This window comes from Aeromonas lacus (assembly GCF_000764665.1).
GTDB lineage: Bacteria > Pseudomonadota > Gammaproteobacteria > Enterobacterales > Aeromonadaceae > Aeromonas > Aeromonas lacus.
In genome coordinates, this window is record NZ_JRGM01000150.1 from 26,335 (window position 1) to 42,837 (window position 16,503).

A 16,503-nucleotide genomic window follows, 5' to 3' on the forward strand; every position below is an offset into this window, starting at 1 on the left:
GGCCCGAGTATACATGGGGGAATAGCCAAGATCAGCCATCTTGGCGGGAAAGCGCGAGCAGGCTCCCATCACGATTCGGTATGTTGCGCCCCTGAAACGGCGCTGTGCGGAGCCGAGGGGGTCGCCCTTGGCTATCAGGTGACTATTTCGGCAGATGTAGTAATATTACGCTAGTTTCATTTCCCGCGTTTTTTCCAATCCGAGAGGACATAGTCTTATGTCAACAGCTAAGAAACCTTTGGTTCTGGTCATCATGGACGGTTGGGGCTACAGCACCAAGCAGGAGTTCAACGCCGTCGCTGCCGCCAAGACTCCCAACCTCGATCGTCTGGCCCATGATTACACCAGCACCCTGATCTCCGGCTCCGGCCTGGACGTCGGTCTGCCGGATGGCCAGATGGGCAACTCCGAAGTGGGCCACGTCAACATCGGTGCCGGTCGCATCGTCTATCAGGAGCTGACCCGCATCTCCAAAGACATTCAGGACGGCCCCTTCTTCGAGAACGTGGAGATTGCCAAGGCTGTTGACACTGCCGTGAGCAACGGCAAAGCCGTTCACATCATGGGTCTGATGTCTCCGGGTGGCGTACACAGTCACGAAGAGCACATCATGGGCATGATCGAGATGGCCGCCAAGCGTGGCGCCGAGAAGATCTACTTCCACGCCTTCCTGGATGGCCGCGACGTACCGCCGCGCTCCGCCCAGTCCTCCATCGAGCTGTTCGACGCTCTGTTTGCCAAGCTGGGCAAGGGCCGTTTCGCCTCCATGATCGGCCGTTACTACGCCATGGACCGCGACAACCGCTGGGATCGCGTGCAGCAAGCCTATGACCTGATGACCCAGGGCAAGGGCGAGTTCACCGCCGAAAGCGCCACCGAAGCGCTGGCTGCCGCCTATGCTCGCGACGAGAACGACGAGTTCGTCAAGGCAACCCGCATCAGTGAAGCTGCTCCGATGGTTGACGGCGATGCGCTGATTTTCATGAACTTCCGTGCCGACCGTGCCCGTGAAATCACCCGTGCCTTCGTTGACACCGACTTCACCGGTTTCGTCCGTGCTGCCCAGCCGAAGCTGAACTTCGTGATGCTGACCGAATACGCGGCCGACATCAAAACCGCCTGTGCCTACCCGCCGACCGCTCTGGTCAACACCCTGGGTGAGTGGCTGGCCAAGCAGGGCAAGACCCAGCTGCGCATCTCCGAAACCGAGAAGTACGCTCACGTCACCTTCTTCTTCAACGGTGGCGAAGAGGCCTGCTTCACTGGCGAAGATCGCGAAATCGTCGCCAGCCCGAAAGTGGCTACCTATGACCTGCAGCCGGAGATGAGCTCCGAAGAGCTGACCGACAAGCTGGTTGCAGCCATCAAGAGCGGCAAGTACGACGTCATCATCTGTAACTACCCGAATGGCGACATGGTTGGTCACACCGGTGTGTTCGATGCCGCAGTCAAAGCCTGTGAAGCCGTTGACCACTGCATCGGTCGCGTCACCGACGCCCTGGCCGAAGTGGGTGGCGAGTGCCTGATCACTGCCGACCACGGCAACGCCGAGAAGATGATGGACGAAGAGACTGGTCAGGCTCACACCGCCCACACCAATCTGCCGGTTCCGCTCATCTACTTCGGTCGTAAAGCCGAGGTTGCCGAGGGTGGCAAACTGTCCGATCTGGCCCCCACCATGCTGACCCTGATGGGTCTGCCGGTGCCGCCGGAAATGACTGGCAAGCCCCTGATGATTCTGAAATAATCCTTCCCCATGCGGGGATGCGAAGTTATTTCACCAAAAACCAGTCGCGTCGGCCTGTTGGCCGGCGCGCTGTTTTTTTGCCTGTCGTTTGGCGCCAGCAAACCGGTTTTGGCCGCCAATCAGCAGCTGGGCGCCATGCAGTCCCAGATCAAGGAACAACAGCAGACCATCAAGCTCAGCAAGCAGGAGCTGGCCAAGCTCAACGCCCAGCTCAAAGCTGACGAGCAGGCCATCTCGGCCGCTGCCGCCAAGCTCGATGAAACCAGACAGCAACTCAAGCAGAACCAGCAGAAGCTGGCCAATCTGCAAAAAGACAAGCTGGCGCTGGAGCAACAAGCCAAACATCAGAAGCAACTGCTGGCCAAGCAGGCGGAGAGCGCCTTCACCGCCGGCAGTCACGATTACCTCAAACTGCTGCTCAATCAGCAGGATCCGGCCAAACTAAGCCGCTCCCTCGACTACTACGACTACCTCAACAAGGCGCGCATCGAAGCCATCGAGGCGCTGCGTGCCACCCGCGACAAGCTGGCGAAAAACCAGCAAGCCACCAAAGAGACCGAAAGCAAGCTGCAGGCCCTGCTGAGTGAACAGCAGGAGCACCACCAGACCCTGCTGGCCAGCCAGCAGAGCCGGGCCAAGGTGCGCAACCAGCTGCAACAGTCGGTCGAGGATGACGAACAGAAGCTGACCCAGCTGGTCAAGGCGGAGAAAGCACTGAAGGCCCGACTGGAAGAGCTGCGTCGCAAACGGGAAGAGCAGGAGCGCCGCGAACGGGCCGAGCGGGAGCGGCTGGCCAAGCTGAAGGCGGAGCAGGAGCGTCAGCGCCGTCTGGCAGAACAGCGCCGTGCCGAGCAGCAGCGTCAGGATCAGGCGAGCCAGCAGGAGGTCGCCAGCACCAAGCCGGAGCGCGGTTCCGGCATCAGCAGCGCCGGCCACTACACCGGGCTCAAAACCAACGGCAGCCTGCGCTGGCCGGTACAGGGGCCGATCCTCATCGCCTACGGCTCGCCGCGCACCGCCGAACTGAAGTGGAAAGGCACCCTGATCGGCGCCAGCGAAGGAACCCAGGTCAAGGCGGTCGCCCCGGGCCAGGTGGTTTACGCCGACTGGCTCGACGGCTTCGGTATGCTGCTGGTGATCGACCACGGCAGCGGCTACATGAGCCTCTACGGTCACAACCAGTCGCTGCTGCGTCAGGTGGGGCAAAATGTGGAACAGGGCGAACCGGTGGCGCTGGTCGGCGACAGCGGCAGACAGGACAGGCCCGGTCTCTACTTCGAGATCCGCTATCAGGGCGAGGCGATCAACCCGACCAAGTGGCTGGGCAAGCGCTCGTAACGTCGCGCACCAGCCCACATCAGAATCAGACAAAAGCCTGCTCCGCGCAGGCTTTTGTCATTCAAGGGGAAGAGGCTCCTCCCCTCTTTGGTGAAAAATTACATATTTTTCAGTCAGCTCAGGGGAAGACGATCAAACCGACCTGCTCCAGCAGTGTCTGCTGCTGATCCTCGTTAATCATCACCCCCTGCAGATCGATCCGGCGCAGATCCAGCCCCGGCAGATCGCACTGGCGCAGGTCGCAACCCTGCAGGCTGAAGCTGCTCCAGTCGATCTGGCCAAACTCGGAACCACTGAGGTCAGACCCCGCCAGCGAGGCGCCGAACAGGTTGGCCCCCTGCCAGCGGTTGCCACTGAGCTCACACTTCTCCAGCAGGCAGCCTTCGAAGCTGGCATAGCTGAAGTTGTTGCCGGTCAGGTGCGCCTCGCAGAAGTAGCTTTTGGCGGTGATCCGGTTGGCAAAGCTGGCATGGGCAAAGTTGATGCCTACCGCCTGACAGTCGCGCAGCTCCAGCCCCAGACACTGGCTGCGACTGCAATCGACCATGGTGAGATCGCAGCGCAGAAAGCTCGCCTCACGCAGATCGCAGCCCTGCATCAGACAGCTCTGCTCGCTCTCCCGATCGTAGAAGCTGCAATCGACGAAGCGGCTCTCGCCAAGATCGAGCCAGGAGAAGTCACAGCCGATAAAACGGCACTCCGAGAAGTGCTCCCCCTCCACCTCATCCTGTGTGAAACGCTCCTGTGCGAACTGCTTGCCTTTTACCATCGGAAATCTGCCTCTTTACGGTTTCATATGCTGACTTTCGCCGCCAAAAACGGTAATGTTACAAGTAACATTCATCTTGGATACCGTCATGAGCCCCACTCGCAAGCGCCGCCCCACCCTGCAGGATATCGCCGACCTGACCGGGGTCACCAAGATGACCGTCAGCCGCTATCTGCGCGATCCGCAGACCGTGGCCGAGGGCACCCGCGAGCGGATCGCCGCAGCGGTGGAGGAGCTGGGCTATATCCCCAACCGGGCGCCGGACATTCTCTCCAACGCGACCAGCAGGGCGATCGGCATCCTGATCCCCTCTCTCTCCAACCAGGTCTTCTCGGCGGTGATCCACGGCATCGAAGCGGTGACCCGACCGGCCGGCTACCAGACCCTGCTCGCCCACTACGGCTATAGCCCGGAGAGGGAGGAGGAGCAGATCGCCTCGCTGCTCTCCTACAACGTGGATGGCCTGATCCTCTCCGACAGCCGCCACACCGAGCGCACCCGCAAGATGATCGCCACTGCCGGCATTCCGGTGGTGGAGACCATGGATCTCCCCCCCGACCCCATCGACATGGTGGTCGGCATGGATCACAAGGCGGCCGCCCGGGCCATGGTATCAGAGATGCTGCGCCGGGGCCGACGTCAGGTGGTCTATCTCGGCGCCCGTCTCGACGTGCGGACCCAGCTGCGGATGGAGGGCTACTATCAGGCGATGCAGGACTTCGGCCTCACCGGCCAGCACCTGCTGACCGAACAATCCTCCACCTTTACCCTCGGCGGCGAGCTGCTTGATCAGGCGCTGGCGCGCTACCCCGACCTCGACGGCATCTTTTGCACCAACGATGACCTGGCCGTCGGCGCCCTGCTGCAGTGTCAGAGCCGCTGGATCCCGGTGCCGCAGCAGATTGCCATCGCCGGCAGCAACGCCCTCGACATTGGCCACGCCATGACTCCCAAGCTGGCCAGTATCGTCACTCCCCGCGAAGAGATCGGCCGCGAAGCCGCCACCATGCTGCTCGCCCGCCTCGGCGGCAAACCGCCAGCCGAGAGCCGCAAGGATATGGGCTTCACCCTCTATGAGGGGGAAAGCCTCGGCTGATCACCCACAACAACAGATCGGGTAGGGTCGATTAGCGAAGCGTAATCGGCCGCGCGAGCATATTTGACCCCACCGAGGGAGAAACGAAAAAACAAACAGGCCACCCGAGGGTGGCCTGTTCGATTTATCTACACAACTTGCGCTTAGCGTTTAACCAATTCAACCGCTTCGCGGGAGAGGCGAGTCACCTCTTCCCAGTTGCCGCTCTTGACCGCATCGGCTGGCAGCATCCAGGAGCCGCCGACGGTGGCCACGCACTTGAGCGCCAGATAGTCAGCCACGTTTTTTGGGCCGATACCGCCGGTCGGGCAGAACTTCACCTGGGGCAGCGGCGCGGCAATGGCGGAGAGCGCCTTGGTGCCGCCGTTCGCTTCGGCCGGGAAGAACTTCAGATGGTCGTAGCCCGCTTCCAGCGCCTGCATCACTTCAGACGGGGTAGCCACACCCGGGATCAGCGGCGCAGTGCTCTTGGCCGCGTGGGCCAGCAGGGCCGGCGTCATCCCCGGGGAGATGACGAAGCGGGCACCAGCTGCAACGGCGGCGTCAAACTGCGCGCAGTTGAGCACGGTACCGGCACCGACCATGGCATCCGGCATCGCCTTGGCGATGAGGGCGATGGCATCGAGCGCCACCGGAGTGCGCAGGGTGATTTCGAAGACAGAGATGCCGCCATCGAGCAGCGCCTTGGCCATCGGCAGGGCCTGATCCAGCTCGTTGATAACCATCACGGGTACCAGCGGGGAGGCGGCAAACACCTCGGCCGGGGTCACTTTCCAGTTCTGCATAGCTCTTCCTTAGTCAAAGATGGTGGCGCCGCACTCGGCGCTCGATACCGCGCGACGCATCACGCTGAACAGTTCACGGCCCCACCCCTCTTGTTCCGGAGTGAGGTCAATCTCGGCCTGGGTACGGCCACTCAAATCGGTCAGGCAGTCGAGGCTACCGTTTACCGCGTCAACCCGCAGCAGGTCGCCGTCGGCAAGCAGGCCGATGGCCCCGCCGTGCAGCGCTTCCGGGGTGACGTGGATAGCGGCCGGGATCTTGCCGGAGGCGCCGGAGAGACGGCCATCGGTGACCAGCGCCACCTTGTAACCCGCCTTCTGCAAGTTGCCGAGCACCGGCATCAGCTTGTGCAGCTCCGGCATGCCGTTGGCGGCCGGGCCATTGTGGCGCACCACGATCACGGCGTCCTGATTGAGATCGCCCGCCTTGTAGGCCGCTTCCACCGCATGTTGGGAGGAGAAGACCCGCGCCGGTGCTTCAATCACCCGATACTCGGGAGCCACGGCGGAGACCTTGACCACGGCGCGGCCCAGATTGCCTGCCAGCAGCTTGGTGCCGCCGGTGGCCTGGAATACGCTGCCGGAAGGCGACAACACGCTCGCATCGCCGCTCTCACCCACCGGCTGCCATACCAGCTGGCCATCGACCAGTGCCGGACGGCTGAGGTAATCCTGCATCTCGCCAAAGACCGGGGTGGCATCCATGTGGATCAGCCCCTCTTGCGCCAGACGGCGCATCAGGCCGGGTACGCCCCCCGCCTGTTCGAAGGCGTTCACATCGGCCGGGCCGTTCGGGTACATGCGAACCAAGAGCGGCACCACGTCGGAGAGATCGCTGATGTCATCCCAGGTCAGTACCAGACCGGCCGCGCGGGCCAGCGCCACCATGTGGATGCTGTGGTTGGTGCTGCCGCCGGAGGCGAGCAGGGCCACCAGACCGTTGACCAGCGAGCGCTCATCCAGCACCTCGCTCAGCGGGCGATAGGCGGGGGAGCCCGGGATCATGGCGCTGATGCGGCGGGCCGCCTCAATGGTCAGGGCATGGCGCAGCTCGCTGTGCGGGTGGACGAAGGCAGAGCCCGGCAGCATCAGGCCCATGGCCTCGAACACCAGCTGGTTAGTGTTGGCGGTGCCGTAGAAGGTGCAGGTGCCCGCCGCATGGTAGGCGCCGCACTCCATCTCCAGCAGGGTGTCGCGGCCCACTTCACCGGCGGCGTACTGCTGGCGAACCTTCACCTTCTCGTCGTTGCTGATACCGCTCGCCATCGGGCCGGCAGGAACAAATGCCGTCGGCAGATGGGCGTGGGAGAGGGCCCCCATGATCTGGCCCGGAGCGATCTTGTCGCAGATACCGAGCAGCAGGGTAGCGTCAAAGGTGTTGTGAGAGAGCGACAGCGCAGTCGCTTGGGCGATCAGGTCGCGGGAGAAAAGGGACATGTCCATCCCCGGCTGCCCCTGGGTCACGCCGTCGCACATGGCGGGCACGCCGCCAGCAACCTGAGCGCTGTGGCCCAGCTCGGCCAAGGCACCCTTGATGATGTCCGGATAACCCTGATAGGGCTGATGGGCGCTCAGCATGTCGTTGTAGGCGGTGACGATGCCGACGTTGGCACGGGTCATGTCGAGGATGCGCCCCTTCTCGTCACTGCTGCAGGCGGCCACGGCGTGGGCCAGGTTGCCACAGGCCAGTGCGGCACGGGTTTTGCCCTGCTCGGCCTGACGCTGGATGCGGGCCATAAAGGCCTGACGACGGGCGGCACTGCGCTCGCGGATGCGGGCAGTGACGTCGGAAATTACCTTATGAATCATTGGGCTTGCTCCAATGCTGTGACGGCGCGGTCAACCACCTGTTCGAAGGTGCCGTCGATATCGATGTGGAATACACCGGCTTCGCCATCCGGGCGCTCCAGAGTATCGAACTGACTTTGTACCATGCTTTCGCGCATGAAGTGGCCCTTGCGGGCACGCATCCGCTCGAGGATCAGCGGCTGGCTGCCATCGAGGAAGATGAAGCTGACCGACTCGTTGCCTTCGCGGATCTGGTCGCGGTACTGCTTTTTGAGGGCGGAACAGACAATGATGCCGGTCTCGTTCTTCTGCTCGAGACTGTAGGCGGCGTCGCGGATCCGCTCCAGCCAGGGGGCGCGATCCTCATCGTTGAGGGGGTTGCCGCCAGCCATCTTCTGGATGTTGGCCTTGGGGTGGAGATCATCACCATCGATGAACTTGGCGCCCAACGCTTCTGCCACTTTGAGGCCCACGCTGGATTTACCGCTGCCACATACACCCATCACGATAATGCACTTACCCGCCATAATTTGACCTCTGTCCCACTTTTCAAAAAACCAGCTGTTGATGGGTTCTAATCTAGCACGTTACCGGTAACATGTTACCGGTAACGATTAAAAATGTGAAGTCTGCCACAGACTGAGCAAACCCATAGTCACCTGGGCATATGATGTTGAGCCCTTGCCATAAATCTAAATAAATCATAAAGATATGGTTTGTCGACGGATCGACAGGGTGTCACTACCGAACTTGGATTAAGGAACGCATAACAATGTCTGACCTCTCCCTGATCATGACGGCCGCCGGCTCGATCGTGCTGCTGCTCTTCCTGGTGATGAAGGCTCGTCTGCACGCCGTCGTCTCCCTCATTCTGGTCTCCATGGTGGCCGGTCTTGCCGCCGGCATGAACCCGGCCGACATCGCCGCCACCATCCAGAAAGGGATGGGCGGCACCCTCGGCTTCGTTGCCGTGGTGGTGGCGCTGGGTGCCATGTTTGGCAAGGTGATGGAAGTGACCGGTGCCCTCGACCGGGTGGCTCACACCCTGCTCGGCAAGTTCGGCGTCAAGCGCGCCAACTGGGCCATGGCCCTGACCGGCTTTGTCTGCGCCCTGCCGCTCTTCTTCGATGTGGCCGTGGTGCTGCTGATCGGTGTCGCCTTCGCCATCGTCCGTCGCGGCGGCGGCAGTGTGGTGAAGATCGGTATCGCCCTGCTGGCCGGTATCGCCACCTGTCAGGCCTTCCTTATTCCGGCTCCGGGCCCGATCCTCGTGGCTTCCCAGCTGGGTGCCGACTTCGGCTACATGATCCTGTTCGGTCTGATCGCCGCCGTACCGGCACTGATCCTGGCTGGCCCGCTGTTCGGTGACTTCATCAGCAAGATCGTCGATGTGCCGCTGCCTGCCGATGCCCAGAACAGCGTTCACGATGACAGCAAATCCCTGCCCTCCTTCGGGCTGGCGATGGGTCTGATCGGCCTGCCGCTGCTGATGATCGGCCTCAAGACCATCGTCGGCCGCTTCGTCGAGGCGGGCTCTACCCTGCACAACTGGCTGGAGTTCATCGGCCACCCCTTCACCGCCATCATGGTCGCCTGTCTGGCCGCCTTCTATCTGCTGGGTATTCGCCGCGGCATGTCCCGTGACGAGGTGATGAGCGTCTGCAACAGCGCCATCCAGCCGGCGGGCGTCATCATTCTGGTTACCGGTGCCGGTGGCGTATTCAAGCAGGTTCTGGTTGATTCCGGCGTGGGTGCCGCCCTTGGCAACATGCTGGCCGACTCCGGTCTGCCCATCGTCGCGCTGGCCTTCATTCTGGCCGCCGCGGTACGGGTGATTCAGGGTTCAGCCACCGTCGCCATGCTGACCGCCTGTGGTCTGGTACTGCCGATGCTGGAGCCGCTCGGCCTGAACGGTGCCCAGCTGGCTGCCGTCACCATTGCCATCGGCGGCGGTGCCATCGTGCTCTCCCACGTCAACGACTCCGGTTTCTGGCTGGCCAACCGCTACCTCGGCCTCTCCGAGAAGCAGACCCTGCAGACCTGGACCGTGATGGAGACCATCATCGGCACCACCGGCGGCGTGATGGCGATGATCATTTACAGCTTCCTCTGATCACTGCCAACGTGCACAAAAAAGGCCTCACTTGTGAGGCCTTTTTCATCTTTCTGACGATTCTTTCTTTGGCTGAGAGGGCGAGATTGCTAGAATCGCCTATTCATCGCTCCGAGTGGAACGCTTAACCCCGTGATTTCAGGTCTCTCTATGCATTCATCGGCCCATTATCGACAACTGCTGACACGCCTGCCCCAGATCGCCGTCGCGGCAGACCAGTTTGAAGTGCTCTACAGCGCCAAAGATTTCAAGCGCCGCATTCTTGCACTCATCGCCAGTGCTACCCAACGCATCTATCTGGTCGCGCTCTATCTGCAGGATGATGACGCGGGTCGCGAGATCCTCACCGCCCTCTACGAGGCCAAGCAGCGCAATCCGGCTCTCGACGTCAAGCTGTTCGTCGACTTCCACCGTGCCCAGCGCGGCCTGATCGGCAAGGGCAAGCAAGGCGGCAACCACCTGATGTATCAGGAGATGGCCGCCCGCTACGAGCACAAGATCGAAATCTACGGCGTGCCGGTGAAGGGGCGCGAGCTGCTCGGCGTGTTGCACCTCAAGGGCTTCATCTTTGACGATGTGGTACTCTACTCCGGTGCCAGCCTCAACGATATCTACCTGCACCAGCAGGAGCGCTACCGCTTCGACCGCTATCACCAGATCACCAGCCCGGAGCTGGCCCGCAGCATGGTCAACTACGTGGATGACCTGTTCGTGAAGAGCGATGCCGTGCAGCGGCTGGATCGCAGCGACGTGCCCAGCGCCAAACAGCTGAAGGGGCCGATCCGCCGCTTCAAGCTGAGCCTGCGTCAGGGGCAGTACCGCTTCGCCACCATGCCGGTCAACACCCAGGAGGTGGCCATCACCCCGATGGCGGGTCTGGGCAAGCGCAACAACCAGCTCAACCAGATGATCCGCAATCTGGTGCGCTCCACCGAGCGGGAGATCTTCATCTGTACCCCTTATTTCAACCCCCCCAAGGAGTTGAGCAAGGATATCGAGGATCTGCTGCAGCGTGGCTGCAAGGTAACGATCGTGGTGGGCGACAAGACCGCCAACGACTTCTTCATCCCGCCGGAGGAGAAGTTCTCCACCATCGGCGGCCTGCCCTATCTCTACGAGACCAACCTGCGCAAGTTTGCCGAGCGCAACCAGCATCACATCGATGATGGTCGCCTCAACCTGATGCTCTGGTGCTGCGAGCGCAACTCCTACCATCTCAAGGGGATCTTCGTGGATGACGAGTGGGCCCTGCTCACCGGCAACAACCTCAACCCGCGCGCCTGGGCGCTGGATCTGGAGAACGGCCTGCTGGTGCATGATCGTCGCCACCACCTGCGTCCCCAGTTCAATGCCGAGCGGGAGAACATTCTGGCCAACACCAAGCGCATCAGCCACTTCGATCAGGTAGAGCAGATCCACGACTACCCGGAGCAGGTGCGCAAGCTGCTGGGACGGATCCACCGGGTCAAGGCCCATCTGCTACTCAAGCGGATCATCTGACCCCGTGGCGCACCGCGCCCCCCTGCCCAACGACAATCAGACCAAGGCCTCCCGTTTTCGGCAGGCCTTTGTTATATCCTCCGTTTCCCACGCTTTGGCTGCCCTGCCAGCAGCAACTCGGCTTGCATCGGCCCCTCAACAACCCCTATCATCTGGACATATTTACAGTGTTTTCGGGCATCTAATTGATGAAATTGGATAAAATTCCTCTCGATAGCCTCAAGGGTGTCGGCAGCAAGATGCAGGAGAAGCTCGAGCGGCTGGGACTGGCCACGGTACAGGACCTGCTGTTCCACCTCCCCCTGCGCTACGAGGACCGCACCCAGGTGTGGCCCATCGGCGATCTGCCGCCCGGCCTGCACGGCGCCGTCGAGGGGGAGATCCAGGACACTCAGCTGGTGATGGGGCGTCGTCGCATGCTGGTCTGCCGTATCAGCGACGGCACCGGCACCCTCACCCTGCGCTTCTTCAACTTCACCGCCGCCCAGAAGAACAGTCTGGCGACAGGCCGCCTGATCCGCTGCTTTGGCGAGGTGCGCCCCGGCAAATACGGGCTGGAGATGGCCCACCCCGAGTACAAGCTGCTCGGCGAGGAGCAGGCCGGTCAGACCGAGGAGGCGCTCACCCCCGTCTACCCGACTACCGAGGGACTGCGCCAGCTCACCCTGCGCAACCTCACCGATCAGGCGCTGGCCCAGCTCGACCTCTATGGCGTTGAGGAGCTGCTGCCCGCCGGCCTCTATCCCCACCAGATTGAACTGGCCGCCGCCCTGAAATTGCTGCACCGTCCGCCCCCCTCGGTGGCGCTGCCGCTGCTCGAAAGCGGCCAACATCCGGCCCAGCAGCGACTGGTTCTGGAGGAGCTGCTGGCTCACAACCTCTCGGTACTCAAGGTGCGCGCTCAGGCACAAACCCAGCTGGCCCGCGCCCTCAAACCGGCGCCTGCGCTGGTCGAACAGCTGCTCGGCGCCCTGCCGTTCAAGCCGACCGGTGCCCAGAGCCGGGTGGTGGCCGAGATAAGTAAGGATCTGCAACAGAGCCACCCCATGATGCGGCTGGTGCAGGGGGATGTGGGATCCGGCAAGACCCTGGTCGCGGCGCTGGCCGCCCTGCAGGCTATCGGCAACGGCTGTCAGGTGGGCTTGATGGCGCCGACCGAACTGCTGGCGGAACAGCACGCCATCAACTTCGCCAAGTGGCTGGAGCCGCTCGGCATCGGAGTCGGCTGGCTGGCCGGCAAACAGAAAGGCAAGGCGCGGGAAGAGGCGCTGGCCGCCATCGCTGATGGCAGCGTCAAGATGGTGGTGGGTACTCACGCCATCTTTCAGGAGCAGGTGGTGTTCCAGCATCTGGCGCTGGTCATCATCGACGAACAACACCGATTCGGGGTACATCAGCGCCTCGCCCTGCGCGAGAAAGGGGAGCGGGAAGGGGTACATCCTCATCAGCTCATCATGACCGCCACCCCCATCCCCCGCACCCTGGCGATGACCGCCTATGCCGACCTCGATACCTCGGTCATCGACGAACTGCCGCCGGGCCGAACCCCCATCACCACGGTGGCGCTGCCCGACAGCCGTCGTGGCGACGTGATCGAGCGGGTCAAGCTCGCCTGCACCGAAGGCAAGCAGGCCTACTGGGTCTGCACCCTGATCGAGGAGTCGGAGGTGCTGGAGTGTCAGGCCGCCGAGGATACCGCCGCCGAGCTGCAGAACCTGCTGCCGGGGCTGCATATCGGGCTGGTACACGGCCGGATGCGGCCGGTCGAGAAACAGCGGGTGATGGAGGAGTTCAAGGCAGGCATACTGCAACTGCTGGTCGCCACCACCGTCATCGAGGTGGGGGTGGATGTGCCCAACGCCAGCCTGATGATCATCGAGAACCCGGAACGGCTTGGGCTGGCGCAGCTGCACCAGTTGCGCGGTCGGGTCGGACGCGGAGCGGTGGCCTCGCACTGCGTGCTGCTCTATCATGCCCCCTTGTCCAAAACGGCCCAGAGCCGGCTCGGGGTGTTGCGTGAAACCAACGATGGCTTCCTCATCGCCCAGCGCGATCTGGAACTACGCGGCCCGGGGGAACTGCTCGGCACCCGCCAGACCGGTCTGGCCGATCTCAAGATCGCCGATCTGGTGCGAGATCAGCCGCTTATTCCGCAGGTGCAAAAAATGGCGCGCTTCCTTATGGATAGGCACCCTAGCCACGTCGAACCACTGATCCGTCGCTGGCTCGGCCTGCGAGATCACTACTCCAACGCCTGACCACATAACAGAAACAGGAGGAAAGCACTTATGAATTCCTGGCTACGCGGCCTGCTCTACACCTTTGCCTTCCTGCTGCTCTTTGTCTGGGTTGCCCTCGGTCTGTTCGACGCCGAGCGCGCCAAAGGCCCCATCGCCAGCTGGATCAGCCAGCAGACTGGCGTACCGGTCACCATAGGGCGGCTGGTATTCAACCCGCTCCACCCCTACACCCTGCTGGCGGAGCAGGTGCGCTACGGCGATGCGGTCTCCCTCGACAAGATCTATCTGGAGATCGAGAGCATCGACTGGCTGAACCGCGATGCGCGCATCGCCCATCTCGATCTGATCCGCCCCGCCATCAAGCTGCCGCTGCCCAACCAGCTGCCCAGCCTGCCGGTGCACTCCCTCTCCATCGGTGACAGCACCATAGACCGGCTGAGCCTTGAGAGCGATGGGCTGACCCTGCGCGGCCTCAACGCAACCCTGAGCGATTGGGATCTGATCGATCCGAAACGCCAGCCACAGGCCAACCTGACCCTCAACATCGGCCAGCTGGAAACACCACAGTTCACCTTCGCCCGTCTCAGCCTGCAAGGGCGGCTGGAGGGGGAAGTGCTGCGCAGCGACAAGCTGGTGACCAACCTGTTTGACGGCCTGCTGGAGAGCGGCATGGTGCTCGACTGGCCGGCTCGTACCCTCGAACTGCACGATCTCAAGGCGCGCGGCATGCGGGTCGAGCTGGGGGATCTGGCACAGCACCAATTCCCGCTGCGGCAGGTATCGCTGGATCGCGGCCAGTTCGACCAGATGAGCATCAACTCCATCGAGCAGGAGCTCTCCTTCAACAACTTCAGTGGCCAGCTCACCGCCTTCAACTGGCAGGCTGGCAGCCAGCCGAGCGGCTATCTGGCGGGCACGCTGGGCGACATGGGGCGCGGCCTGTTCCAGCTGGAGGGGATCAAGGGCAAGCTCGCCTTCTCGCCACAGCAGCTCGACGGCGAACTGCAGGGCAAAGCCTATGAAGGGGAGTTCAATGTCGAGCTATCCCTCGACACCCAGCAGCAAAAGCTGACCCTTAAAGACCTGGCGCTGAGCGGCATGGATATCAGCCTGCCGCAGGGTTGGTGGCAGGATTGGCAGGGCTGGCGCCCGCAGCAGATCGATATCCGCAAGCTCGCCTTCGATCGGCTCAAGGTGCTCTCCTTCGACGATTCCATCCCTCTGTCGCTGACCGGCTGGCAGCTCTACCTGAGCGATCTCGCCCTGCGTGGCAATCAGCCCGGCCCGCTGCTTGGCCGTGCCCGTATCGAGAGCAAGTGGTTCGAGCTGGTGTGGGATGGCCTCAGCGCCCGCAACGGTGAACTGGATGGCGAGCTGACCCCCAGCTCCTGGCAACTGGGTAAGCTCAACAGCTCGTTGCCGGATGAGGGCAGCCTCAGCATGAGCGGCCAGTGGGCTCGCGAACCGGGCCAGAGCAGCACCCTGCAATTGAAGGCGACCAAGATCGATCTGGAGCAGTGGGGCAAGATGTTCGGCTCTCCCGTCTCCTTCTCCGGCAAGGCAGACCTGAGTGCCGACCTGCAGGCGGAGCACGGCATCGCACCGGGTGAGTGGCGCAGCACCCTGCAGGGCAGCTTCGCCCTCGATGCCAACGAACCCTTCTGGGACAAGGTGAAGATAGACCCGCTGCTGGATCAGTGGTTCAAACAGGCAACGGCGCCGGCGCTCAATCCAGATCAGCTGTGGCAGGCGATGCAGGGTGGCGATACCCCCTTCTACCGCGTCAGGCTGCAGGGCAAGATCGACAAGGGACAGCTGCAGCTCGAACAGGCTGGCGCCTCCACCATCACTCACCTGCTGGGTGCGCAGGGCGGTATCGATCTGGTCAAGGAGCAGTGGCAACTCGATCTGGGAGTGCTCAACGGCAACCGCTGCGCCGAGCTGATCGGCCAGTGGCGCGGCCCGCTCACCGCGCCCACTCTGAACTGGGATTTCAAGCAGAAGCCGGATGGCTGCGGCTGGGAGACCGGGGTGCGCTACCCGCCGCAGGGCAACAGCGCGCCGCTCTGGCGACCGGCTCCTGCGCCAAAAGCCCAAGCCCAGCAGGCTACCAACAGCCAATAAGAGTAAAAACAAACAAGGCCTCATGATGAGGCCTTGTTTGTTTTGTGGCGAAGCGCGCTGCCGTTAATGGCCCGGCCGCTTGACCGGCTGCACCACGTAGTGACCGAGGAACTCCGCCGCCAGCTTGCTGCCGCTGAACAGCTGGATCTTGAGGCTGAAGGTGGCAGGCTCGCCCCGTTTGAGCGGCTGCAGCACGGCGGGCATCCCCTCACGGGCCACCCGCGCCTCCGGCTCCTCATCGACCGGGCCATGATATTTGATGGAGCTCTCGGCCAGCACCGGTTCGCCCACCAGCCCCTCCTCTTTAAGTTGCAGCCAGATCAGCCCCCAACCCGCCAGCACACACTGGCTGTAGACACTGCCGGCAAACATGCTGCCATGCACGTTGAGGTTGGCCGCCAGATTGGCCTTGAGGTGGAAAGTCTGACCATCGTAGTGGCTGATGTGCATCCCCATCTTCTCGCTGATGGGCACCCCGCGCGACCAGCGGGTGGTGAGATCCTGACACCACTCCGGGCGGTACTGGATGGTCTGCAACGGGCTCAGGGATTTGATCATCTGGCGATGGGGAATGCGGCCAAAGGAGACGGGGCCGCCCCCCACTTCGAGAAAACCACACTTGCGATAGAACTCCACCGCCTCCTGACGGGCGTTCATCACTAGCCGTTTCACCTTCTCGCTACGGGCCAGCTGCTCGAGATCCTCCACCATCTTGGCACCCAGCCCCTGGCCGCGATATTCGGGACGCAGCGCCATAAAGCGGATCTGCGCCTCGTCGCCGCCGATAAAGAGGCGCCCCACCGCGATGGGGGTACCATCGGGGGCCAGCATCAGCCGGTGAATGGCAACAGTGTCGTATTCGTCCCGCTCGGAACCGACGGGCAAATTGAAGGGTTTACGCAGAAGTTCCCAGCGCAACTGGTAATAGGCATCCAGCTCGGCGGCTGTCTGAGGGGTGACCACCCGGTACATAGATCGATCCTTGAGTTACACTGGTCGGAAACCA

General features: G+C 62.5%; 12 protein-coding genes. 7 read left to right on the forward strand and 5 right to left on the reverse strand.

From position 1 onward, the window contains the following. Nucleotides 1–217 precede the first annotated feature (217 nt). Together gpmM and envC are read left to right on the forward strand one after the other, a co-directional pair. Nucleotides 218–1,747, forward strand: a complete 1,530-nt coding sequence (gene gpmM, locus LG31_RS0116985) for a 2,3-bisphosphoglycerate-independent phosphoglycerate mutase (RefSeq protein WP_033115601.1) — start codon at nucleotides 218–220, stop codon at nucleotides 1,745–1,747. A gap of 9 nt (nucleotides 1,748–1,756) precedes the next feature. Next, the gene (envC, locus tag LG31_RS0116990) at nucleotides 1,757–3,085 is read left to right on the forward strand and encodes a murein hydrolase activator EnvC (RefSeq protein ID WP_033115602.1); all 1,329 of its coding nucleotides are present in this window, start codon (nucleotides 1,757–1,759) and stop codon (nucleotides 3,083–3,085) included. 118 nt (nucleotides 3,086–3,203) lie between these two features. Here the strand turns inward: envC and LG31_RS0116995 are convergent, their stop codons facing one another. Continuing rightward, nucleotides 3,204–3,854, reverse strand: coding sequence for a Qnr family pentapeptide repeat protein (locus tag LG31_RS0116995; RefSeq protein ID WP_033115603.1), 651 nt, complete (start codon nucleotides 3,852–3,854; stop codon nucleotides 3,204–3,206). An 88-nt stretch (nucleotides 3,855–3,942) separates the two neighbouring features. On the opposite strand from LG31_RS0116995, the gene LG31_RS0117000 reads away from it, so the two are divergent. Beyond that, nucleotides 3,943–4,950: a substrate-binding domain-containing protein gene (locus LG31_RS0117000; RefSeq protein WP_033115604.1), complete on the forward strand. Its 1,008-nt coding sequence runs from the start codon at nucleotides 3,943–3,945 to the stop codon at nucleotides 4,948–4,950. Nucleotides 4,951–5,093: 143 nt separating this feature from the next. Here LG31_RS0117000 and LG31_RS0117005 read toward each other — a convergent pair whose 3' ends face one another. From LG31_RS0117005 to LG31_RS0117015, 3 genes are read right to left on the reverse strand one after another with little or no spacing between them, the layout of a single operon-like run. Beyond that, entirely contained in the window at nucleotides 5,094–5,735 is a 642-nt protein-coding gene (locus LG31_RS0117005) for a bifunctional 4-hydroxy-2-oxoglutarate aldolase/2-dehydro-3-deoxy-phosphogluconate aldolase (protein ID WP_033115605.1), read from the reverse strand. A 9-nt stretch (nucleotides 5,736–5,744) separates the two neighbouring features. Continuing rightward, nucleotides 5,745–7,541, reverse strand: coding sequence for a phosphogluconate dehydratase (edd, locus tag LG31_RS0117010; RefSeq protein WP_033115606.1), 1,797 nt, complete (start codon nucleotides 7,539–7,541; stop codon nucleotides 5,745–5,747). After that, on the reverse strand, nucleotides 7,538–8,047 hold the full coding sequence (locus LG31_RS0117015; RefSeq protein ID WP_033115607.1) for a gluconokinase: 510 nt from the start codon (nucleotides 8,045–8,047) through the stop codon (nucleotides 7,538–7,540). The genes edd and LG31_RS0117015 overlap by 4 nt, the downstream gene beginning before the upstream one ends. 245 nt (nucleotides 8,048–8,292) lie before the next feature. Here LG31_RS0117015 and gntU point away from each other — a divergent pair, with 245 nt between their 5' ends. The 4 genes from gntU (at nucleotide 8,293) to LG31_RS0117035 (ending at nucleotide 15,497) form a co-directional block, all read left to right on the forward strand. Next, nucleotides 8,293–9,633 carry a gluconate transporter gene (gene gntU / locus LG31_RS0117020; protein ID WP_019445052.1) on the forward strand — a complete coding sequence of 447 codons (1,341 nt, stop codon included), beginning with the start codon at nucleotides 8,293–8,295 and terminating at the stop codon, nucleotides 9,631–9,633. A gap of 150 nt (nucleotides 9,634–9,783) precedes the next feature. Further along, nucleotides 9,784–11,133 (forward strand): CDP-diacylglycerol--serine O-phosphatidyltransferase, encoded by a 1,350-nt coding sequence (gene pssA, locus LG31_RS0117025; protein WP_033115608.1) that lies wholly within the window; start codon nucleotides 9,784–9,786, stop codon nucleotides 11,131–11,133. Nucleotides 11,134–11,321: 188 nt separating this feature from the next. After that, nucleotides 11,322–13,391, forward strand: a complete 2,070-nt coding sequence (gene recG, locus LG31_RS0117030; protein WP_033115609.1) for an ATP-dependent DNA helicase RecG — start codon at nucleotides 11,322–11,324, stop codon at nucleotides 13,389–13,391. 30 nt (nucleotides 13,392–13,421) lie between these two features. Then, on the forward strand, nucleotides 13,422–15,497 hold the full coding sequence (locus tag LG31_RS0117035; RefSeq protein WP_033115610.1) for an AsmA family protein: 2,076 nt from the start codon (nucleotides 13,422–13,424) through the stop codon (nucleotides 15,495–15,497). Nucleotides 15,498–15,560: 63 nt separating this feature from the next. On the opposite strand, the gene LG31_RS0117040 is transcribed toward LG31_RS0117035, so the two are convergent. Then, nucleotides 15,561–16,469 (reverse strand): bifunctional GNAT family N-acetyltransferase/hotdog fold thioesterase, encoded by a 909-nt coding sequence (locus LG31_RS0117040; RefSeq protein WP_033115611.1) that lies wholly within the window; start codon nucleotides 16,467–16,469, stop codon nucleotides 15,561–15,563. Nucleotides 16,470–16,503: the final 34 nt, after the last annotated feature.